Annotated in this window: 21 protein-coding genes; 1 reads left to right on the forward strand and 20 read right to left on the reverse strand. The window is 50.0% G+C overall.

Annotated features, from left to right (window positions below; translation table 11 throughout):
* Positions 1-73: 73 nt before the first annotated feature.
* From abc-f to lspA, 4 genes are all read right to left on the reverse strand, one after another.
* Positions 74-2,038, reverse strand: a complete 1,965-nt coding sequence (abc-f, locus tag DP091_RS04325) for a ribosomal protection-like ABC-F family protein (RefSeq protein ID WP_113057197.1) — start codon at positions 2,036-2,038, stop codon at positions 74-76.
* 142 nt (positions 2,039-2,180) lie between these two features.
* Complete coding sequence (locus tag DP091_RS31225) at positions 2,181-2,336, reverse strand: RAxF-45 family protein (protein ID WP_181469722.1); 156 nt, start codon at positions 2,334-2,336, stop codon at positions 2,181-2,183.
* Positions 2,337-2,489: 153 nt separating this feature from the next.
* Positions 2,490-3,461 (reverse strand): RluA family pseudouridine synthase, encoded by a 972-nt coding sequence (locus DP091_RS04330; protein ID WP_113057198.1) that lies wholly within the window; start codon positions 3,459-3,461, stop codon positions 2,490-2,492.
* Positions 3,461-3,961, reverse strand: a complete 501-nt coding sequence (gene lspA, locus DP091_RS04335; RefSeq protein ID WP_113057199.1) for a signal peptidase II — start codon at positions 3,959-3,961, stop codon at positions 3,461-3,463. The genes DP091_RS04330 and lspA overlap by 1 nt, the downstream gene beginning before the upstream one ends.
* 209 nt (positions 3,962-4,170) lie before the next feature.
* On the opposite strand from lspA, the gene DP091_RS04340 reads away from it, so the two are divergent.
* Positions 4,171-4,917 carry a TraR/DksA C4-type zinc finger protein gene (locus DP091_RS04340; RefSeq protein ID WP_113057200.1) on the forward strand — a complete coding sequence of 249 codons (747 nt, stop codon included), beginning with the start codon at positions 4,171-4,173 and terminating at the stop codon, positions 4,915-4,917.
* A 73-nt stretch (positions 4,918-4,990) separates the two neighbouring features.
* On the opposite strand, the gene DP091_RS04345 is transcribed toward DP091_RS04340, so the two are convergent.
* The 16 genes from DP091_RS04345 to murA all read right to left on the reverse strand — a co-directional run bounded on the left by DP091_RS04345 (position 4,991) and on the right by murA (position 21,369).
* Positions 4,991-5,338, reverse strand: a complete 348-nt coding sequence (locus tag DP091_RS04345; RefSeq protein WP_071223000.1) for a DUF5665 domain-containing protein — start codon at positions 5,336-5,338, stop codon at positions 4,991-4,993.
* Between the two features lie 238 nt (positions 5,339-5,576).
* A complete protein-coding gene (gene ileS / locus DP091_RS04350) occupies positions 5,577-8,666 on the reverse strand; it encodes an isoleucine--tRNA ligase (RefSeq protein WP_113057201.1) in 3,090 nt (1,029 codons plus the stop codon).
* Between the two features lie 403 nt (positions 8,667-9,069).
* Entirely contained in the window at positions 9,070-9,564 is a 495-nt protein-coding gene (locus DP091_RS04355) for a DivIVA domain-containing protein (RefSeq protein ID WP_071222998.1), read from the reverse strand.
* A gap of 172 nt (positions 9,565-9,736) precedes the next feature.
* A complete protein-coding gene (locus DP091_RS04360) occupies positions 9,737-10,519 on the reverse strand; it encodes a YlmH family RNA-binding protein (RefSeq protein ID WP_113057202.1) in 783 nt (260 codons plus the stop codon).
* A 14-nt stretch (positions 10,520-10,533) separates the two neighbouring features.
* A complete protein-coding gene (locus DP091_RS04365) occupies positions 10,534-10,803 on the reverse strand; it encodes a YggT family protein (protein WP_071222996.1) in 270 nt (89 codons plus the stop codon).
* 8 nt (positions 10,804-10,811) lie between these two features.
* The gene (locus DP091_RS04370) at positions 10,812-11,258 is read right to left on the reverse strand and encodes a cell division protein SepF (protein ID WP_113057203.1); all 447 of its coding nucleotides are present in this window, start codon (positions 11,256-11,258) and stop codon (positions 10,812-10,814) included.
* A gap of 2 nt (positions 11,259-11,260) precedes the next feature.
* On the reverse strand, positions 11,261-11,950 hold the full coding sequence (locus DP091_RS04375; protein ID WP_113057204.1) for a YggS family pyridoxal phosphate-dependent enzyme: 690 nt from the start codon (positions 11,948-11,950) through the stop codon (positions 11,261-11,263).
* 8 nt (positions 11,951-11,958) lie between these two features.
* Complete coding sequence (gene pgeF / locus DP091_RS04380; protein ID WP_113057205.1) at positions 11,959-12,816, reverse strand: peptidoglycan editing factor PgeF; 858 nt, start codon at positions 12,814-12,816, stop codon at positions 11,959-11,961.
* Between the two features lie 70 nt (positions 12,817-12,886).
* Positions 12,887-13,186 carry a YlmC/YmxH family sporulation protein gene (locus DP091_RS04385; protein WP_233354800.1) on the reverse strand — a complete coding sequence of 100 codons (300 nt, stop codon included), beginning with the start codon at positions 13,184-13,186 and terminating at the stop codon, positions 12,887-12,889.
* Positions 13,187-13,387: 201 nt separating this feature from the next.
* Positions 13,388-14,170 carry an RNA polymerase sporulation sigma factor SigG gene (sigG, locus tag DP091_RS04390; RefSeq protein WP_006209087.1) on the reverse strand — a complete coding sequence of 261 codons (783 nt, stop codon included), beginning with the start codon at positions 14,168-14,170 and terminating at the stop codon, positions 13,388-13,390.
* A 77-nt stretch (positions 14,171-14,247) separates the two neighbouring features.
* Entirely contained in the window at positions 14,248-14,970 is a 723-nt protein-coding gene (sigE, locus tag DP091_RS04395; RefSeq protein ID WP_071222992.1) for an RNA polymerase sporulation sigma factor SigE, read from the reverse strand.
* Between the two features lie 171 nt (positions 14,971-15,141).
* Positions 15,142-16,194 carry a sigma-E processing peptidase SpoIIGA gene (gene spoIIGA / locus DP091_RS04400; protein WP_258394404.1) on the reverse strand — a complete coding sequence of 351 codons (1,053 nt, stop codon included), beginning with the start codon at positions 16,192-16,194 and terminating at the stop codon, positions 15,142-15,144.
* Positions 16,195-16,582: 388 nt separating this feature from the next.
* Positions 16,583-17,713 (reverse strand): cell division protein FtsZ, encoded by a 1,131-nt coding sequence (ftsZ, locus tag DP091_RS04405; protein WP_113057207.1) that lies wholly within the window; start codon positions 17,711-17,713, stop codon positions 16,583-16,585.
* A 57-nt stretch (positions 17,714-17,770) separates the two neighbouring features.
* On the reverse strand, positions 17,771-19,054 hold the full coding sequence (gene ftsA / locus DP091_RS04410) for a cell division protein FtsA (RefSeq protein WP_113057208.1): 1,284 nt from the start codon (positions 19,052-19,054) through the stop codon (positions 17,771-17,773).
* Positions 19,055-19,269: 215 nt separating this feature from the next.
* The gene (locus DP091_RS04415; RefSeq protein ID WP_113057264.1) at positions 19,270-20,025 is read right to left on the reverse strand and encodes a cell division protein FtsQ/DivIB; all 756 of its coding nucleotides are present in this window, start codon (positions 20,023-20,025) and stop codon (positions 19,270-19,272) included.
* A gap of 60 nt (positions 20,026-20,085) precedes the next feature.
* Positions 20,086-21,369 carry a UDP-N-acetylglucosamine 1-carboxyvinyltransferase gene (gene murA, locus DP091_RS04420; RefSeq protein ID WP_113057209.1) on the reverse strand — a complete coding sequence of 428 codons (1,284 nt, stop codon included), beginning with the start codon at positions 21,367-21,369 and terminating at the stop codon, positions 20,086-20,088.
* Positions 21,370-21,382: the final 13 nt, after the last annotated feature.

Genomic DNA, 21,382 nt, shown 5'->3' on the forward strand with positions numbered 1-21,382 from the left:
ATATCAAATGATTTGTACTTTTTCGGCTGGTCGGTGCTGGTAAATCATATGATGTTCATATACGAAATGTACTTCAAGTCAGCTCCAGCCATTCCGCAAGCAGCTCGTCACGACTCGCGGATAACAGCTCACGGTCGTTCCAGCGCTGCTCGAGCAGCGACAGATCCGTATCCTTGTGTAAATCGCCCCCTTCACACTCAAGCCAGCCGTCAAGCTGCCGAATGCGGGTCTCAATACGGGCAATTTCCTCCTCCAACCATTTGGCCCTTCCGGCGGAAGAACGACCCGCATTTACGTTCTTGGCGAGCAGAGCAGGGCTATCCTTCGCTTGGGGCTGCTGCCCCGCTTTCTGTTTGGGGACAGCCTCTCTCCCCGCGGATAGCTCCATTGCCAGTAATTCAGCTTCAAGCCGTTTTTTCTTATCCCGGAAATCATCATAATTCCCATGATAGACAGTCAGCTTCCCTTGATTCAAATCCCATACTTTGCGAGACACTTGATTCACGAAATAACGGTCATGGGAAATGGCAAGAACGGTCCCCGTGTAACCCTGCAATGCATCCTCCAACGCTTCACGGGAGGCAATATCCAGATGGTTCGTGGGTTCATCCAGCAGCAGCAGGTTCGGCTTCTGATGGATAAGCAGCGCAAGTCTCAATCGTGTCCATTCCCCTCCGGACAGCTGCCCCACCGATCTGAAAACGGCCGCGCCATAGAACAGATACCTTGCCAATATCCCTCGAGCTTCTCCCTCTTCAACTCCGGCTTTCTCCCGGAAATATTGGAGCACCGCTGCCTTCGGATTGTCCGGTTCCTCCTGCTGGGCCAAGTAACCGACATCGACCCGCGACCCCCATTCTAGCGAACCGGAATCGGGCGTCAGCTCGCCCAGCAGTACTTTAAAAAGCGTGGTTTTCCCGCTGCCGTTCGAGCCCATGAGCGCAATTTTCTCGCCGAATTCGATTAGGCCGGATGCCCCCCTCAGCACCGCCTGATTCCCAAAGGAAACCTCAACCTGCTCAAAGTATGCCACGCGGCGGCCGGAACGATCCTGAGGATTCAGTTCAAAATCAGCCTGTCTTCGTTCCAGCACGGGTCGCTTGACCCGCTCCATCCGCTCCAATGCCCGTCTCATGGAGGCCGCGCGCTTGAAAAACTTCTCATTGCCGCCAATCCGGCCGAACTCTTCAAGCTGCTTGATGGATTCCTTCATCTTCTTGATTACTTTTTGCTGCTCTTGATATTCGGCGAACTGCTGCAGCATCCGCTCTTCTTTATCTTTCATGAACGCGGTATAGCCGCCATGAGCAGTGAACACCTCGCCATCTTCAATCTCTATCGTTTTGGACACAACCCGGTCCAGAAAATATCGGTCGTGAGAGATAATGACACAAGTTCCCGGATATTCGCGCAAGAATTCCTCCAGCCATTCCGTGCGAGCCAAATCCAGATGGTTGGTTGGTTCATCCAGCAGCAGCAAATCCGGCTGTACAATCAGCTGTGATGCCAGCACGACACGTGTCTGTTCTCCACCCGACAACGAACCAAAAGCCAATCCGTACTCACTCTTGGGTATTTGCAGCCCGGTAGCGATTTTATCGATGCTCGCTTCAAGCTCATAGCCGCCCTCTGCTTCAAACCGTTCCTGAAGCGCTGAGTATTTCCGCAGCACTCGATCGAGCAGCTCTGTATTTCCGGCGATGTCCGGGTCACTCATTTTTCCCTCAAGCTCCGTCATTTCCGCTCGGTAATCCTTCAAGTGACGCAACCCCTGTGCCAGTACGTCCTGCACCGTCCAGGTATTCATATGGCTCGGGATTTGCTCCAAATATCCGATTTTCGCCCCCTTCTTGATGGCCAGCAGCCCTTCGTTGGGTTGTTCCAGACCCGCAAGCAGGCGCATCAGCGTCGACTTTCCGCTGCCGTTCCTTCCGATAAGCGCGACTTTCTCGCCTTCCTGTATTTCAAACGATATCTGGTCCAGTACCAGATGAGCACCGTGGTATTGTGTCAGTTTCTGTACATTGATCATATTCATTCTAGGTTTCCTCCTGTATGCTGCGAACAAGTCAACTTGTTCGAAGAACGTATAAATTAAGGAGAAGACCCGGACTGCAAACGCAAAAAGGGCCCACAGAGCAAGCTCCGCAGACCCTTAAGAATAGTAAGCCTTAATAGGCTTAATCCGTGTAGGCAGGCAGGTGACTTCTCGCGATGGTACAAATCGTATCATTAAAATTGGACAGACCTCTCCCGTTGTAAGGAAATGCATGAACAATGCCAGCCATAGCTATAGGCAGCTGGCTAATACGGTTGTTAACCATCTCGATATTCATCCTGCTCACCTCCTTCATTAAAGTTATCGTCACTATAACATATCCCTGCTTTGGATGGCAAGAGAAATAGCCCCACAAAGTGGAGCCTATGCTTCGATACTTACGCCAATATTTGCGGAAGACCCCTAGACATATAGATGCGAAAAGGGACCGCTAGCGGCCCCTTAAAATCGTCAACAGCTCTTCCATATCATCCGGCATCGGTGCCGAAAACTCCATATACTCACCCGTAGAGGGATGGACAAAACCCAAAATGGCGGCGTGAAGCGCCTGACCGTTTAATTTGATCCCCTTGCTCTTGCCGTACACAGGATCACCTACGAGAGGATGGCCGATATACTTCATATGCACGCGGATTTGATGCGTACGTCCCGTCTCCAGCTTCAGCTCGAGAAGACTGTAATCCCCGAACCGTTCCACAACGGTAAAATGAGTCACCGCATGTTTGCTGTTCCGATCCGTGACGGTGTACAGTTTGCGATCCTGCGCGTCACGGCCGATAGGAGCGTCAATGGTGCCTTGATCATGATTGATGTTGCCGTGCACCAAGGCCAAGTAACGGCGGTTCACGCTGTGATCCTTCAGCTGGGCGGCAAGCGAAGCATGCGCTTTATCATTCTTCGCTGCCATGATCAAACCGGTCGTATCCTTGTCAATCCGATGGACGATGCCGGGGCGAAGCTCTCCATTAATGCCCGACAAGTCTTTGCAGTGAAACATCAACGCATTCACAAGCGTCCCTGACGAATGTCCCGGAGCCGGATGGACCACCATCCCTCGAGGTTTATTCACAACAATGACATCCGCATCTTCATAAGCGATCTCAAGCGGGATATCCTCCGGAATTATCTCAACTGCCGATGGCTCGGGAATTTTCAGCAGGATACGATCACCCTGACCCACCTTATAATTGGACTTAACCGGACCTTCATTCACAAAAACATGCCCCTCCGTAATCCATAACTGCACCTGGGAGCGCGAGACATCCTCACCGAGGCTCTCCGTTATGTATTTATCTATACGGGTTTTGGCAGATTCGGCATCCACCAACCATTCGATAGCTTCCGATTCGTGCCCCGTTTCACCTGTCCATTCCGAACCTGTATCCATACCGTCTTGCAACATTATTCATTCCCTTCTGTGCCAGAAACTTCACTTGTTGTCTTTATCTTCTCCCGTCTTCCTTCCAGAAGCGTGTCCAATATGATCAATCCCACACCGATGACGATACAAGAATCGGCAATATTAAAAATCGGGAATGTGTAGCTGCCAAAATTAAATTGCAGGAAATCGACAACCTCCCCCATCAACAAGCGATCGATGAAGTTTCCGAGTGCCCCGCCAAGCACAAGCGCAAGAGCGGTAGGCAGCAGCTTACGTCCTTCCTTCGTTACCTTCCGCAGGTACCAGACAATCCCGCCTACAACGATTAACGTCACAATAATGAAGAACCATAATTGATCCTGCAGTATGCCAAACGCGGCTCCACGGTTTCGACTGGATGTAATCAGGAAGAAGTTTCCAATCACAGGAATCTGTTCATACATCTCAAGCTTCGTGGCAATCAAGTATTTGGTTCCCTGATCGATAAGAAATAAAACAAATGCAATCAAATAATATACCACTTGTTTATGTCACTCCGTTCTTGTCTTCTCCAATCAGGCGATCATCTCGCTGATCGGTCCGTAACTCGTCTTATTGTAGCACAGCGGCTCAGAAATCGTCCATTCCTGTCCAGTGGCGAGAACATTTTCCGTCAGTAAAACCATCTCAATGGGTGCACTCTATACACATGAACCAGAAGGTCAACTTCGGACCATGAAAGGAGCCTGACATGTCGCATCTAACTCAGGAGCAACTCAATAATTTACAACAGAAGCTGATGGATCGAAAGGTTGAGCTTGAACGGCGCATGGTTTATAACGACCAGCATGGGCTGGGGGAATCAGAGCGAGATATGACCGGCGAGCTGTCTCATATTGATAATCATCCCGGGGACTTGGCAAGTGAGATGTTTGAACGAGAAAAGGATCTTGCCCTTCAGGATAGGGTGGATCAGGAGCTGCAGCGGGTTATTTTTTCACTTGAAGCGATTCATCATGGCCGTTACGGCGTGTGTCTTACCTGCGGCCAGCCGATTCCGTACGAGCGGTTGGAGGTTCTACCGGATGCGCAATATTGTGTAAACGACACGCCTCGTGAACGGGTCTCCCGCGATCGTCCGATTGAGGAGGAAGTCCTTGCTCCCGCTTTTGGAAAATCCAGTATGGATGAGCACGATTATGCTGGGTTTGACGGCGAGGACGCCTGGCAGATCGTGGAAAGCTGGGGGAATTCCAACTCCCCTGCGCTGGCGGAAGGCAACGAAATTGACAGCTATAACGAGATGGATATCGAGAATGGCGATGATCAAGGAGGATTTGTTGAAGTGTATGAAAATTTCGTTGCAACCAATATCGATGGCTCCGAGGTGTTTATCGTACGAAGCCCGCAATATGTCGATTACCTAAACCGGGGCGAAGGAAGTTACCTGCTTGATCCCCATGGCGATCCTGATGATGATAATGAATCCTTCAGCTAAATAAGCGTTTAAGACCGGCAGCGTATTATGAAATCTCAACGGCTGCCGGGCATTACATATTCATATAAATAACTCACGTCAGTTCAAGCTGACGCTGCACGATCCGGACAATATCTGCAATGTAGTCGCCGATAATAGGCAAATTCAACGCACCGAGCGCCTGAAGGACATAGATAATGGTCGCCGCAAAAAAGGTAAAGCCAATCGCGATTCCCACACCGCGGGCCGACCCTGCCAGCAAATTAGTCCAAATCAACTTCCAGGGGCGGTTCAGCAGCTGGGTATACTCCGCGATTCTAGCCTTCTCCAGCTGCTGTGCTATGTCCGTGGTCATGCGGTGTATGGCGCTCAATTGGTCCCGCTCTTCCTCGAGTGATTTTTTTTGTTCCGTTGGCACCCCAGCATCCGGCTTCTCCGCCATTTCTACCGCCCCCTTTGCCTAAACTAATCGACTTCAAATTATAGACCCAGAGCAGCTACATTACCCTGTATGCTCGTAATCTGCTTAACATTACATATCCATTCGCTGATTATTATGCATCTCTTGGAAACATCTCATTCGTTTGTGAGAACGCCCTTAAAAATTCGATATGTTTTATGAATACAAAAAAACACTGCCCCTGTAGATAAGGGCAGTGTTTTATAAACCAATTTATAATTTAGGCGATGTGGATGCCAATGGTTTTGCCGCCAAGCTCAACTCGCTCCATGTCTTCGCTTTGTCCAAATTGCAAATCGTTCACAAGGACATTCTCGCGCAGCACATCTTCAAATGCGGTGATGGCAACTTTAAGCTCTTCATCCGTATCGAGAATCAAGTTCACCCGCTTCTCGATCGGCAGGTCCAGCTTCTTCCGCGTATCCTGTACGGCACGCACCACTTCGCGAACCCAGCCTTCCTGCTCGAGCTCCCGCGTGATGTCCGTATTAAGCGCAACGGTTAAACCATAACCTGAAGCAGACGCGAAGCCTTCCTTCGCCTTCTTCTCCACCAGCAGCTCTTCGGACGTGATCTGTAATTCTTCACCTTCCGGCGATGTCACGTTCACGCCGCCCGTTTGGACCACCTTGCGGGTCTCGTCGCTGCTCATGCCTTTCAAGAACCCTTGCAGGAAGCCGATATTTTTACCGTATTTCTTGCCTGCAACCTTTAGGTTCATTTTCAGCATGAAATCAACGAAACCACTGTCGCTGGTCTCCACTTCAATCGCTTTGACGTTGATCTCATCCTTGATGATGTCTTCATATCCCGCGAGATCAAACTCGCGATCCATCGATACGATGAGCTCGGACAGCGGCTGGCGCGTTTTAATCCCGGTCTCGTTGCGCACGTTGCGCGCAAGCTCTACGATCTGTCTAGCCGTCTCCATGTCCTGCTCGAGCGCCTTGTCGATCAACGCTTCGTCGGCTTGCGGGAAGTCGGCCAGATGCACGCTCTCACCGCCGCCCAAGTTGACGAAGATATCTTCGGACAGCATCGGCGTGAATGGTGCCATCAGCTTGGAGAGAGTCAGCAGCACGTGCGTAAGCGTCCCGTATGCGGCCAGCTTATCTTCCCCGAGTCCGCTGCCCCAGAAACGGTCGCGCGAACGGCGGATATACCAGTTGCTCAGCTCATCCACATAAGCTTCGATTGCTTTGGCCGCGTTCAGGAAATCATTCACGGCCAGTCCCTTGTCAACCACTTGAATCAAGCTGTTCAGTCGGGACAGGATCCAGCGGTCCAGCTTGTGGTTCGATCCCTGGAAGTGATGCTCCTTCGGATCATAACCATCGATGCCGGCATACAATGTCAGGAACGCATGGGTGTTCACCAGCGTATCGACAACCTTGGATTTAGCTTCGCCGACGATTCCTTTCGAAAAGCGCTTGCTGTTCCATGGTGCACTGTCAGCGAGCAGTGCCCAACGGAACGCATCCGTGCCGTACTCTTCGATGATTTCCCAAGGATCGATGACGTTGCCCTTGGATTTGGACATCTTCTGCCCGTTTTCATCAAGAATATGACCTGTGGCCATAACCGCCTTATAAGGCGCTTTACCCGTGAAGAGAGTCGATACGGCAAGCAAGCTGTAGAACCATCCGCGGGTCTGGTCGATCCCTTCGCAGATCATGTCGGCAGGATACTGCTGTTCGAATTTCTCCTTGTCTTCGAATGGATAATGGTATTGCGCATACGGCATCGATCCGCTGTCAAACCATACGTCGATGACTTCCGAGGTCCGCTCCATGACCCCGCCTTCACAGTGAGGGCATTTCACTTTCACTTCATCCACGTAAGGCTTATGCAGCTCCAGATCCTCCGCTACCTCGCCTACCGCGTTAGACCGAAGCTCCGCAATGCTGTGCGGCGAGAATTGCCCTTCACAAGAATCGCAGACCCATACGTTAAGCGGTGTTCCCCAATAACGGTTTCGGCTAATATTCCAATCGACCAGATCTTCAAGGAACTTGCCGAAGCGGCCTTCGCGCACATGGCCCGGATACCAGGTGACCTCATTGTTGTTCGCGATCAACTGATCCTTAACCGCTGTCGTCTCGATAAACCAGCTCTCCATCGCATAATAGAGCAGCGGGGATTTACAGCGCCAGCAGAATGGATAGCTGTGCTCGTATTTCTCCTTGCTGTACAGAAGTCCTTTTTCAGACAATGCCTTCACGATGTCCAGATCGCAATCCTTCACGAAGCGTCCGGCAAAATCCGTCACTTCATCGGTATAACGGCCTTGGCCGTTCACGACACTCACGAAGCTGATGCCATTCTCGCGGCATACGCGGTAGTCGTCTTCACCGTGCGCAGGAGCCATATGCACAATCCCCGTACCGCTTGCATCGGTAACAAAGGATGCGCCGACGATGAGATTCGCTTTTTCCGCTTTTACATACGGGAACGGAGGATCGTAAGTCTTGCCGACCAGCTCGGAACCTTTCAGCGTGGACAGAACGGTAAAGTCGCCCTTCATGACATCCTCTACCAGATTCTTCGCCACGATATAGATGCCGTCCTCCTGCTCGACGCGGGCGTAATCCATATCCGGATTTACAGCCAGTGCCACGTGGGATGGAAGCGTCCAAGGCGTCGTTGTCCATGCCAGTACATACTCTCCGCTGTCATGCAGCTTAAATTTTGCCGTTGCGCTAAGGTCTTTAACATCCTCATATCCTTGTGCCACCTCGTGGGAGCTGAGCGTGGTCTGACAGCAAGGACAGTATGGGCTCACGCGATGACCGCGGTACAGAAGGCCTTTATCATGAATCGTCGCCAAAATGTTCCATACACTCTCGATATAGTTGTTCTCAAGCGTGATGTACGGGTGATCCAAATCGGTCCAATAAGCAATCGCCTCGGTCAGCTCGCGCCACTTGTGCTCATATTCAAATACGCTGGCTTTGCATTTTTTGATAAAAGCTTCAACGCCATAATTCTCGATCTCCTGCTTGCCGGAGATGCCAAGCTGCTTCTCTACGCCAAGCTCAACCGGAAGCCCGTGCGTATCCCAGCCCGCTTTCCGAACGACATGGTAGCCCTTCATCGTCTGATAACGGCCCACAAAATCCTTGATGACGCGGCCAAGCACGTGACCGATGTGCGGCGCACCGTTAGCGGTCGGCGGACCTTCGTAGAATACATAATTCGGCTTGCCGGCCCGCAGCTCGATTGATTTCTTGAACGTGTTCTCCTCGTTCCATTTGTTCAAGATGCGCAGCTCTCTTGCCCGCGCCTTCTCCTTGACGTCTACTCTGTTCATACAGATCTTCCTTTCACTTCGTAAATGTTCTGTGAAAATAAAAAAAGGCCTCATCCCCCAAGGGACGAGAACCTGTTCTCGCGATACCACCCTAATTTCGCACGACCGACTTCAAATATGGAAGTCTGCCCCAGCGACACCTCAATGTCCATGCCTGTTCATAATAGGCAAGGTCCGATATAACGTTCGGCTGACGGTTCAGCTTACGCACGCGGTTAAACGCTTCAGCTTCACTTCTCCGGGATGATCTTCTGCTTGGTCTGAACGCCGGGCTTTCAGCAATTGCCGGCTCTCTGAGGGACAGATCCTTCGCGTACTATTCCCATCAACGAATGGTTGTATGAATCAACAATATGTTATTAGTTATAGACTCTTTCACGGAAAAAGTCAACCGGATACCCGCCTAGTATACCTCTTTTGGTTCAAGACTCGGTTCCCGGTTTTCGAGCGTCTCCCAGCCTTCTTGTTTCAACAGCTCCAGCTGCGCCTCAACCAGGGAACGGAAACGGGTTCGGTAGATGGAAGCCTGCTTCTTCAGTTCTTCAACCTCAAGCGCGATCTTGCGGGATTTACCGAGCGCATCGTTAATGATCCGGTCCGCATTCTTCTCGGATTCCTTAATGATCAGCTGAGCTTCCTTCTTCGCGTTGTTCTTCAGCTCATCCGCCGCCTCCTGAGCGACAATGATGGTCTTAGACAAGGTTTCCTCAATATTCGAAAAATGATCCAGTCTTTCTTGCATCGCAATAAGCTGGTTGCCCAACTCTTTGTTCTCCCGGATCACACTTTCATAATCTTTAATAATCTGATCCAAAAACTCGTTGACCTCGTCCTCATCATAACCCCGAATTCGACGAGCAAATTCCTTGTTATGTATATCAAGCGGCGTCAATGGCATAGTGTGCACCTCCTAAATATATGGGCCTTACAGGACGGTTCATCCGCTGTGTTAGCCAAACCAACCGTCCGTGAAGACAATAGCGGTCATTTACGATTTATCGGTAAATCCATTGTTATTTTGAATGACACCTTGTACTCATTCGACAAAAAAACGGCAATTCCTTCAAAGGTCAGGCATATTTCCCAACCTTGATACGGTACCGCCCTTTTTTCGTCAGGCTTCCTGTCTCCAAAACTTTAAACCGTCCAAAGCCTTGGATGGAAACGACATCGCCTTCTTTTAAATTCGTTGAGGGGTCCTCTTCCACTTTCCAGTTCACGCGGCATCGGCCAGCCTTGATCGGCACCACGATTTTCGTACGGCTGATTCGGTATGCATCGCTGGCGATTCCGTCCAGTCTCATGGAGGATACCGTAATATCCATCGTTTCGAAATTTGTGCGGGCAACCTCCAGCTTGTCCAGCGGCAGCAGTTCCGTCATCACATGCACCCGGTGGACCTGGCTGAGATTCAGATGGAGATAAGCGCTGATATCGTCGGCAACGACCGCATGGCAGCCGTCCGCGAGCACATGGATGTCACCAATCTTCGATCTCTTAATGCCAAGACCCAAAATCGAACCCATGTAGTCGCCATGCTCCAGCTCCAGAAACTTCTGATCTCCGGAAGAAATGCTGAGCACCTTCATCTTGAAATCCTCGCCTTCAAGCGCTCGGTAATCCGGAGCAATCCACGCCCGGACGCGTTCTGCATCAGCATGTCCACCATCAAACATGGCATGCACATCCGGATGACGATTCACGAGCGATTCCAGAATGAACCGCTGGCGAGGATCCAGAAAATCCGTCAGCTTCGCTTCATGATATTGTCCGGCATTGACAACCCACTCCCCAGCCCGGTCCACAAACTCCCGTTCATCCTTGTGAAAATGATCGTAGATGTCCAGTTTCATCGCACATTCACCTGCTATAGGAAATATCCGAGAATTGCGTACACGCCACGCTGTGCCAGTTGCAGCACAAACAATGCAACAATTGGTGAAATGTCGATCATGCCCATAATCGGCGGGATGAACCGGCGGAAAGGCGCCAGATAGGGCTCTACCAGCTTGCCGAGCAGCTCGCCCACAAAGCTTTCTCGTACATTCGGAAGCCATGACATTAAAACATAGACCAAGATCATGTAAAAATAAATTTGGAACAGCGTTCCAACGATACTGTAAATTTCGTAGGTCAAAGCCTAAATCACCTCATTCTGTTATATTCATGCTCGTCTGCTAGAATCTCCGAGATCGAACCTTGGATCTCCACGGTATCCGGCGTGCATAGGAAAATGTTTCCGCCCACCTTCGAGATTCCGCCGCTAAGCGCATATACGGTTCCGCTGAGAAAATCGATAATGCGCAGCGCCTGATCATTCCTCACACGCTGCAGATTGACCACAACCGTTCGGAATGACCGCAGATGATCTGCAATCTCCTGTGCTTCATCATATGAACGAGGCTCCACTAATACAACCTTCACGTTCTTCTGTGAATGAATGCTAACGATATTGCCGCTTTTTTGGTTCTTCCGATGATCAAACGGCGTTGCCTCCACCGGCTCTTCCTGCGAGGACAGGACCTCGCGTTCCACAACTTCTTCTTCCTCTTGCAGTCCCAAGAAATTCATAAACCGGTTCATCACGCCCATCGTCAATCCTCCTCTTTCCCTACTAAAATCGAGCCGAGACGGACCCAGGTCGCCCCTTCCTCGATGGCTACTTCAAAGTCATTGGACATGCCCATGGACAATTCAGTCAATGGCTCCGCCGTAAGCGCCTGCTTGTTCAGCTCATCTCTTAGTTGTCTTAAACCACGAAATACAGGACGGGTCTGCTCCGCCGACGATTCGTATGGAGCCATGGTCATGAGTCCGGTCACCTTTACGTGTGAAAGACTGTTGATTTCCTTCAAAAACTCGGCTGCTTTCTCAGGAGGTAAACCATACTTGGATTCCTCGCCCGAGATATTCACCTGCATAAAGGCGGATACCTGCAGGTTCAGCGCAGCAGCCCTCTTCTCCAGCTCATGGGCCAGAGACAAGCGGTCGAGCGAATGAATATATTGAAATTTATCAATGACATCCCGAACCTTATTGGTCTGAAGATGGCCGATGAAATGCCATGTGCCGCGGTTTCCAAAAGCGTTCCATTTCGCCTGGGCATCCTGCCAGCGGTTCTCGCCAATATGCTGCAGTCCCCGATCCAGTACCGAAGCTGTCATATCCAAGGAGACATATTTAGTAACCGCAATGATATTTACATCATTCCGGTTCCTGCCGCTTCTTGCGCAAGCCTCCGTGATTCGCTGTTCCACTTGATCGATACGTTCCTTCAAATTCAAGGGACGACTCACCTCTTTCTCATCCCGATCCAACTTGCCATACGACCCGTTGTCCCCCCATCTTTACGATAAGAGAAGAACAGATCATGATTGCAGCTTGTACACCATGATGTACATTCGATATGTTCCGCCAATATTCCTGCTTTAATCATAATGTGTCTGTTTATTTCTTTCAAGTTCAGCATGTATTTCCCATGTCCCTTGTCGATATAAAAAGCTGAATTTGTAACTTTCTCGGATGTGAATCCCTCGATTCCGATATTGCGGACACGATCCATGACCCGATCATCCACCTCGTAGCAGCACTCGCTTATGGATGGACCAATCGCAGCGTGAATGTGTTGAGGCAAGCTTCCGTATTCCACAACCATCCTGTCAACCATTTTCTCGGCGATGCTTCCCACGGTCCCCTTCCAGCCAGCGTGTGCCAAACCGACAGCACCCGTAACCGGATCCCAAAAATAAAGCGGCACGCAGTCCGCGTAGAAAGACGTCAATAAAACGCCGGGGACATTGGTTACAAGTCCATCCGTATTTTGAAAAGCCGAGGCTCGGTCCAAACTCCCTCTGCCTCTGTCCTTATCATGAACCACGCCAATCTGAACATCATGGACCTGTTCACCGCAGGTCCAATCTTCCAGAGAAAAGCCCAATGCCGCAGCGGTACGTTTCCGGTTCTCTACAATGTCACGCGGCTCGTCTCCGACATGAAAGGCTAAATTCAAACTATCATAGGGGGCTCGGCTTACGCCGCCATGCCTGCCTGTGAAGCCGGCCGTGAGTCCGGCGCTTCCTGATCCCCCACTCCATTTTTCGAGCACAAACAGACTCGGTGCCTGCTGATCTTGCCTAACAAACGGTTCCATGCGCATCCCACCTCTATGACCAGTGTAACAGAAAACCCACGCCGGAGACACATTAACCGGACCCGTCTGTTTAGAAGGATCGCCGGTCCGGCCGATCCAGGTACTCCACCGATTCCTGATCATCGGGCGTTCTTCGCAATTCCTCCATTTTGACAAGAACGACATCCGAGCCAATCTTGACGATATTCCGCCACGGAATGATCAAATCGCTCCCGCCGCCGAACAGCCCCATAAATTTACCGTAACTTGGCACCACAATCGCTTCGATCCGGCCCTGCCGCAAGTCCAGCTCCAGATCGCTGATCTGTCCGAGCCGCTTGCCATCAATGATGTTAATAACGTCCTTCGTTTGAAAATCGGAAATTTTCATCTTTTTCCCCACCATTTGATTATCAGGTATCATGAGTATCACACCTTAGATGTATTTGAAGGTTTTCCGTCCGTCCATCCATCTTCAATCCGTATCCCTCTGTTCAATATATGAGCCGCTTAGGCAAAATAGCTTATCTAAAATTAAAAAAACGATCCCATAAACGGGATCGTTATCTGTTCGATTGATTGCTGGGTCTTCTTACGTTTTGACGTGCTTCTGCATCTGCTTGATCGCTGACTTCTCCAGGCGGGACACTTGAGCTTGGGAGATGCCGATTTCATCGGCAACTTCCATCTGGGTCTTGCCTTCATAAAACCGCATGGATAAAATCATTTTCTCGCGTTGTCCGAGCTTGTGCATCGCTTCCCGGAGCGCAATTTCCTCAATCCAGGACACATCCTTGTTCTTATCATCACTGATTTGATCCATCACATAAATCGGATCGCCACCGTCATGATAAATCGGCTCAAACAGCGAAACGGGATCTTGAATAGCATCTAATGCAAAAACAACGTCTTCCTTGGGCACGTTCAGCGCTTCGGAAATTTCAAAAATCGTCGGTTCACGCGAGTTCGCATTTGTCAGCTGATCCCTGACCTGAAGTGCTTTGTAAGCAATATCACGCAGGGATCGGGAGACGCGAATCGGGTTATTGTCCCTTAAGTATCGACGTATTTCTCCGATAATCATCGGTACGGCATAAGTGGAAAATTTAACATTTTGCGATAAATCAAAATTGTCGATGGCTTTCATCAATCCGATGCAGCCCACCTGAAACAGATCATCAACAAACTCTCCCCGATTGTTAAACCTTTGGATGACGCTGAGCACCAGTCTCAGGTTGCCGTTCACCAGTTTTTCTCGAGCCGATCGTTCATTGTTCTGCTGCAGATTATGAAACAGTTCCCTCATTTCCACATTCGTCAGAACAGGCAGTTTTGACGTATCCACACCACAAATTTCAACTTTGTTTCGCGTCATGATGACTAACCTCCCAAGGAGAAACATTACTGTACATTATCTCCGAGGGGGGCTATTTTATTCCTTACGATTTCCAGTTACACCATCTTGTTGAATTCTTTGCGGAGCCTCTTTATAATTCTCTTCTCCAATCGGGAAATGTAGGATTGTGAGATTCCAAGCAGATCTGCCACGTCTTTTTGCGTCTTTTCCTCACCGTCCTGAAGACCAAAACGGAGCTCCATAATCATGCGTTCCCGGTCGCTTAATTTATCGAGTGCTTTTTGCAGCAGCTTCCGGTCGACCTGCTCCTCGATATTACGGTAAATGGTGTCATTCTCAGTACCTAATACGTCGGATAGGAGCAATTCATTGCCGTCCCAATCGATATTCAGCGGTTCGTCAAAAGAAACCTCGCTGCGGGTTTTGTTATTCCGGCGCAAATACATTAAAATTTCGTTCTCAATACAGCGCGAGGCGTATGTAGCCAGCTTGATTTTTTTCTCCGGGTCAAACGTATTCACCGCCTTAATCAAACCGATGGCACCAATCGATACCAAATCCTCGATGTTAATGCCGGTGTTCTCGAATTTGCGGGCAATGTAAACAACCAGACGCAGGTTACGTTCGATAAGCATGGCACGGGTGGCTGCATCCCCGGTAGGCAGCTTCTTGAGCAAGAACTCCTCTTCCTCTTTCGTAAGCGGCGGCGGGAGCGCCTCGCTTCCTCCGATATAGTAGATTTCCTGACTCTTCAGGCCTAGCAAAAAAAGTACGCGATAATACTGCAGCTGCAATGCTAATCTCCATTTAACGGGCATCTCTTATCCTCCTAAACGTTTTCCCGTAGGGATAACTGGCTTCATAACGTAATTTTCAATTCTTCTAGTCCGGCATGCTCTGGAAAAAGTCATAAAGGTTTTCAAAGACTTATTCATGAGTCCGCCGTAAGGATGGCAAACTCGAACACTATGAAAATGGCTTCATGGTTATCATCCTGCGTTCTTGGCTGCGGCTGCACCCGATTCCGTACCGGTTCCCCCATTGAGCGGTGAAGCGTCCACCTCGGATTTGCAGCTTCCATCGGACACCGGCTTGTTTGAATCGGCATTCGTTTTCGGCGTGCCTTCTCCTTCCGTCAATGCCGGATGGATAATGGCCCGGTATGCCCTGTCACCCGAGAGCGTCCCGCCATCAAGACCAATTAACACCTTGGATGCCGAATATTCAAATCCTCCCAGCTCGATCCGTACCATGTCGGGCTTTAACGCAAGCATGAAAGCAGCCCCCCGGTTGACACCGCGATAGGGAACAAGCCGCAGACGGTCTTGCCATTCAAATTCCTCTGCCGCCAGCCCCATGATTAATTTGTCCGGTTCCCCCTCCATCAACTGATTGCTCCATCCCTGAGGCAGGTGGGCTTCCCAGAGTGCTGCTTCCATCACCATAACCGGCGTGCGGGTTAAGGGATCACTCAATTGGTTACCTGTATCGAGCAGCCCCACACAGGATATTTTGGCGCTGCCGATCCATACAGACACCTCTCCTAATAAGGCCTCCCGGGTCTCGGTTTTACGTTTCGTGGTCTGAACGGCTTTAAATGCGAATACAACTACAAAAAAGGTAATGCACGCAAACCAGAATCCCACCTTCAGTTCAAACGATAGCCCTCCCGATGTCGTATACCATATCCCGCTAAACAGTTCTCCCGAATTTTGGACCAAGTAATGAACACCGATAATGCCTCCGGCCGCCGCAAAATTCACCATATAAAATGCTCCCAAATTTCGCAGATAACTCTGTAAGCTTGCAAAGCCGAAAGCAATCCATAACATGATCAACGAAAGTCCAAATTTGATGAGAAAAGTAAACAAAAATGAGAGTTGCGGGACAAACATCATGACGACATACAGTGCGCCTACCACAGAGGATAATACAAGTCTCCACCACCTTGGCTTGATCCTGCGCATCCACGCGGTCAAAGCCAGCAACATGCCGTCAATGACGAGGTTTGCCAAAAATATGAGATCAATATAAACAACCAGGTTGTTCACCTGCCTAGTCGAAGTATCACTTCGGTTATCCTTCTGTTGTTTTCTGGGCAACGGGAGATGTTACTAGTATAAGAAGAATAGAATTCAAAGTCTGTCTAAACCTGTGGGCGGATTACAGACTTTTTTTGTCGATGAAGGGCAGTTTTTAGAGACCTGTACCCAGAGCAGCCTCTTAGCGCTGTCGGCGGGATCTCTACTTGGCAGGAAAGTTCGGGGAATATCCTTAATATCCACTCTAATTGCTCATTGGGCTTTTATTCGTGAAAGTGTGACAGCATCAGCTGTTGGCCTTGTAAATGAAATAACAGGAAGAGGGCGAGCTTGAGACACAAAAATAAGCCTGTCTTCATCATGATGACGAAGCACAGGCTTACCGCTATTAATCATTATTGCGGGAACGATTGCGAAGGAAAGTAGGAATATCAAGCTGATCATTGCTGTTCTGATTGCCAAACGGCTTCAGATTTACATTACTCTTGTCCGCTGCCGACTGCTGTTGTTGCTGTTGTTCCCCTTGCGGCATTGCAGGACGACGTCCCGGCGGGATTGGTGAAGGCTTGCTCTCAAAGCCGGTAGCGATAACCGTAACCTTGATTTCATCCTTCATGCTTTCATCGATGATGGCACCGAAGATCATGTTCACTTCCGGATCCGAAGCGGAGATTACGATCTCAGCCGCTTCATTCACCTCGTACAAGGAGAGGTTGGTTCCGCCGGTAATATTCATAATGACGCCGCGCGCGCCCTCGATGGACGTTTCCAGCAGCGGGCTCATGATGGCCTTGCGGGCCGCCTCGGATGCACGGTTCTCGCCGGTCGCCATACCGATGCCCATCAGCGCCGATCCTCGTTCCGTCATAATTGTCTTCACGTCGGCAAAGTCGAGGTTGATCAGACCCGGTACCTTGATCAAGTCGGAAATACCTTGAACCGCTTGGCGGAGAACGTTGTCCGCTTCACGGAACGCTTCAAGCATCGGTGTCTTCTTGTCGACAATCTCGAGAAGTCGATCATTCGGGATGACGATCAGCGTATCAACCTTCTCTTTCAGTGCTTCAATGCCCAGCTCTGCCTGAGAAGAGCGCTTGCGTCCCTCAAAGGTAAATGGCCGAGTCACCACGCCTACGGTCAGTGCGCCGCATTCCTTGGCGATTTCAGCAATGACAGGAGCAGCACCCGTTCCGGTTCCGCCACCCATACCGGCCGTAACGAATACCATATCGGCACCCTTCAGCGTGTTCATGATCAAATCGCGGGATTCTTCCGCAGCCTTCTTGCCTACGTCAGGATTGGCGCCGGCTCCAAGACCGCGAGTGAGCTTGTCCCCGATTTGCAGTTTATGCTCGGATTTTGCAAGGTGGAGTGCCTGAGCATCCGTATTGACCGTAATGAATTCAACACCCTGCACACCATTTTCTATCATTCGGTTAACAGCGTTGCTTCCGCCGCCACCTACTCCGATTACTTTTATTTGAGCTAAGCTGTCCATTTCAAAATCAAATTCCAACATCTAATCCATCTCCCCCTCAATGTGCGTGGATGGCACGTCCACAGTCGAATGAATCCGCTATATAAACTCGCTGAACATCTTTTTCAGACGTTCAATTAATCCCGGCTTCTGGCTGGTCTCCTGAGTTGCTGCGACAGGATTTTGCTGTTTAGCGCGGTTCACCGGTTTCTTGCTGTTTCCGCTGCTGTTGTTGCTTCCTCCTGTATTGCGTACACGTACGTTCCGGATTGCATTATGGAGGATGCCGACTCCGCTGCAGTATCCCGGATCACGAACACCGATGAAATCGGGAACCGCAATCCGTACGGAAGTCGCCAGCTCATTTTGTGCCACCTGCAGCACACCAGGCATGGACATAGTGCCCCCAGTAAGTATATAACCACCAGGAAGCTCACTGTAACCCAAGCGTTTAATTTCTTGGCTCACCAATTGGAAAATTTCCTGAACGCGTGGTTCAATGATAGCTGCCAGATCTTCCTGAGTGAACTCCTTGTCCACATTGCTTCCAATTCTTGTCACTTTAAACGTTACTTCATGTGCGGCACTCTCGATCAGCGCGCATCCGTATTTCAGTTTAACCTTCTCTGCCTGATCCGTCAGCGTTCGCAGACCATACGCAATATCATTCGTAACGAAATCTCCACCAACCGGAAGCGTCGAAGTTGCGGCAATGCTGCCTCCCTCGAACACAGCCAACGTGGTTGAGCCCGCCCCGACGTCAACCAGCACCGACCCCATCGTCTTCTCATCCTTGGACAAGGCCAACTGTCCGGCACCAAGCGGAATCAACACCAGATCCTTCACTTTCAGACCTGATTTCTCCACACAACGTAACAGATTATGTATTGCCGTTTTGGCGCCAGTAATAATCGTCGCTTCAACTTCTAGTCTTACGCCGATCATTCCTCGCGGATCAGAGATTCCTTCCAAACCGTCAACTACAAACTGTTTAGCAACCACATCGATAATTTCACGGTCCGGAGGAAGCGCCACGACTTCCGCTGCTTTCAGCACGCGGTCGATGTCCTCTTCACCAATTTCGCGATCCTCGTTCGATACTGCCACAACTCCATGGCTGGATTGAAGTCCGATATGATTTCCGGAAATGCCGACATATACTTCGGATATTTGAATACCGACCATACGCTCCGCATGATCAACAGCGCTGCGAATGGATTGTACGGTCTGGTCGATATCTACAATTGCACCTTTGCGAATTCCCTCCGAGTCGGCAGATCCAACTCCAATAATATTAAAGGTTCCATTATTAACTTCCCCAATAATAGCACGAACTTTGGATGTACCGATGTCCAAACTAACAATGATGTCATTGTTGCTCAAGCCCTGGCACCTCCTGTTTTCAGCAAATTAATTTGATTATAAAGAATACATTTCTACTTATTCAACACTCACTGGTCTTTCCCTCTTTTTTCAACATTTTTTTTACTGCCAACATTTGCTATAACAGGCCGTAAAAGTCATTCAAAAAAGAAGAGCCGAAACAAGTTGTCAATACTTTCAATTGTACCATTTATTCCAATCTCTGAGTAGGGGGCTTATTGCCCTTCTTCCGCGTCTTCTTTAACTTCTTCTACAAACGGCACGTAAGAATCTGCTTCCAGCATCGTAATCACACCCGGCCGCTCCATTTCGGTAACCTGATTCAGATATTCTACTTTGTCACGGAGCAAGGATACCGAAGTGATGACTTCGAATTTGGAACGTGTATACATCTTGATCCGATCCGGAAAAGATAGCGTCGGTGACGGCATGATTTCCGAGATATCGGAGGTCAGGCTGCCCGAAATCTCCGCAAGCAATTCGCTAAGTTCTGCCTTGTTGGGGTCGCCCGGATCCCAATTGGTCAAAATAGGCTTCTCAACGGCAATACCGCTCGCTGTAACCGGAACCGAGGTGCCGCTGGCCAGTATGGCTTGAAGTTCCCCGCTGTCGGCCAACTCGTAGGCCACCGTAGGATATTCCGTCACCACGATGCTGACTTCGCCCGGAAAGTTTTTGACCACTTCAGCCGACTTAATCGTTCCGAGCTTCATCAGGCGTTCCTGCACAACTTTCGGCTCAACGCCAAAGTACTGGTCCCCGATGTGGAGTCCGCTTTGCTTGATAAGCTGCTCATTGCTATTAAACGTATTGCCTGTAAAATGAATCTCGGTAACTTGGCTGACTGACGACCGGAAAAACAGAATCGTCAGCAGGGCTACGAACAGCAGCAAAAGTATCCATATGATTTTTTTGGCTGTTTTCGGTTTGGGCTTGTCCTGCTTCAGGACAGGCATATGTGTCTTGGACATATCCACTCTCTCCATAAAGACCTGTTATCCCCTCCTTGTTCGGAGGGGAAGCCCAGGACCTCAATTGGCTAAATCAAGCGGTTTTGGCACCGGAGATTGACGATAGATCCGTGCGCCTAAACCTTGGAACATGTTTTCAATACGATCATAACCGCGGTCAATATGGTGAACTTGCTCCACCACGGTCGTTCCCTGCGCGGCCAAACCGGCAATGACGAGCGCCGCTCCAGCCCGAAGATCGGTTGCCTCCACCGTAGCTCCATAAATTCTCTGAACACCGCGTATAAACGCGTAGTTCAGATCCGTGGAAATGTCCGCCCCCATACGGGAGAGTTCCTCCACATGCTTGAATCGTCCTTCGAATACCGTCTCTTTCATCACGCTAAATCCGTCCGCCAAGGACAGCAAGACCATGACCTGAGATTGCAAATCAGTCGGGAACGAAGGATACGGTGAAGTCACGATACGTTCCACCGCTTTAGGACGGCTCATACAGCTTATGTTTATTATATCATTGCATATACTGGTTTGAACACCGGCGCGCTTTAGCACATGTATAAGGGAAGTTAAATGAGATGGATTGGTCTTTGTAAGCGTTACACTACCGCGGGTGACGGCCGCTGCGATCATGACGGTGCCGGCTACGATCCGGTCGGGTATGATCTCGTACTCGCAGGGCTCCAGGCGATCCACGCCATGGATCGTGATGGTATCCGTTCCTGCGCCGATAATGTTCGCTCCCATCTTGTTCAGGAAATGCTGAAGATCCTGAATTTCAGGCTCTCTCGCGGCATTGGTGAGCACCGTTGTGCCAAGCGCCGTTGCTGCTGCCATCATGATATTCTCCGTTGCCCCTACGCTGGCAAAATCCAGATGAATATCCGTTCCGACCAGCCGGCTTGCCCTGCAATGGATCATATCGTTACTCTCCTCGATTTCCGCACCAAGCGCCTGCAATCCCTGAAGATGGAGGTCGATCTTGCGTTCTCCGATCGCGCAGCCCCCCGGCTGATAGATCGTCACTTCACCAAAACGGGCCAGCAGAGGTCCCATCAAAAAGATGGAGGATCGCATCTGCTTCATTAAATCTTCCGGGACATGAAACGAATTGGCAGACGAGGTATCCACGGTTACCGTCTCCAGCTCATGCTTGCATTTGGAGCCAAGACGGCTGAGAATGCTGAGCATCACTTCAATATCCAGCAGGTGCGGGACATTGCTTAATCTTACAGTCCCTTCTGCCAGAAGACTGGCTGCTAGAATAGGTAAAGCTGCATTTTTTGCTCCATGGATACGAATGGTTCCAGATAGGGGCCTTCCACCCTCAATCACCAATTTGTCCAATGTATCACCTCCG

The sequence above is a fragment of the Paenibacillus sp. MDMC362 genome (assembly GCF_003269305.1).
GTDB lineage: Bacteria > Bacillota > Bacilli > Paenibacillales > Paenibacillaceae > Paenibacillus_AQ.

What these genes read in the sequence shown, in the direction of transcription:
- DP091_RS31225 (WP_181469722.1), bottom strand. Translation starts at nt 2,336, where the DNA reads ATGAATATCGAGATGGTTAACAACCGTATTAGCCAGCTGCCTATAGCT.
- DP091_RS04370 (WP_113057203.1), bottom strand. Translation starts at nt 11,258, where the DNA reads ATGGGCGTGATGAACCGGTTTATGAATTTCTTGGGACTGCAAGAGGAA.
- DP091_RS04355 (WP_071222998.1), bottom strand. Translation starts at nt 9,564, where the DNA reads ATGCCATTGACGCCGCTTGATATACATAACAAGGAATTTGCTCGTCGA.
- abc-f (WP_113057197.1), bottom strand. Translation starts at nt 2,038, where the DNA reads ATGAATATGATCAATGTACAGAAACTGACACAATACCACGGTGCTCAT.
- sigG (WP_006209087.1), bottom strand. Translation starts at nt 14,170, where the DNA reads ATGACGCGAAACAAAGTTGAAATTTGTGGTGTGGATACGTCAAAACTG.
- DP091_RS04415 (WP_113057264.1), bottom strand. Translation starts at nt 20,025, where the DNA reads ATGTCCAAGACACATATGCCTGTCCTGAAGCAGGACAAGCCCAAACCG.
- DP091_RS04385 (WP_233354800.1), bottom strand. Translation starts at nt 13,186, where the DNA reads ATGAAAATTTCCGATTTTCAAACGAAGGACGTTATTAACATCATTGAT.
- DP091_RS04345 (WP_071223000.1), bottom strand. Translation starts at nt 5,338, where the DNA reads ATGGCGGAGAAGCCGGATGCTGGGGTGCCAACGGAACAAAAAAAATCA.
- pgeF (WP_113057205.1), bottom strand. Translation starts at nt 12,816, where the DNA reads ATGGAACCGTTTGTTAGGCAAGATCAGCAGGCACCGAGTCTGTTTGTG.
- sigE (WP_071222992.1), bottom strand. Translation starts at nt 14,970, where the DNA reads ATGCCCGTTAAATGGAGATTAGCATTGCAGCTGCAGTATTATCGCGTA.
- DP091_RS04340 (WP_113057200.1), top strand. Translation starts at nt 4,171, where the DNA reads ATGTCGCATCTAACTCAGGAGCAACTCAATAATTTACAACAGAAGCTG.
- ftsZ (WP_113057207.1), bottom strand. Translation starts at nt 17,713, where the DNA reads ATGTTGGAATTTGATTTTGAAATGGACAGCTTAGCTCAAATAAAAGTA.
- DP091_RS04360 (WP_113057202.1), bottom strand. Translation starts at nt 10,519, where the DNA reads ATGAAACTGGACATCTACGATCATTTTCACAAGGATGAACGGGAGTTT.
- ileS (WP_113057201.1), bottom strand. Translation starts at nt 8,666, where the DNA reads ATGAACAGAGTAGACGTCAAGGAGAAGGCGCGGGCAAGAGAGCTGCGC.
- DP091_RS04330 (WP_113057198.1), bottom strand. Translation starts at nt 3,461, where the DNA reads ATGTTGCAAGACGGTATGGATACAGGTTCGGAATGGACAGGTGAAACG.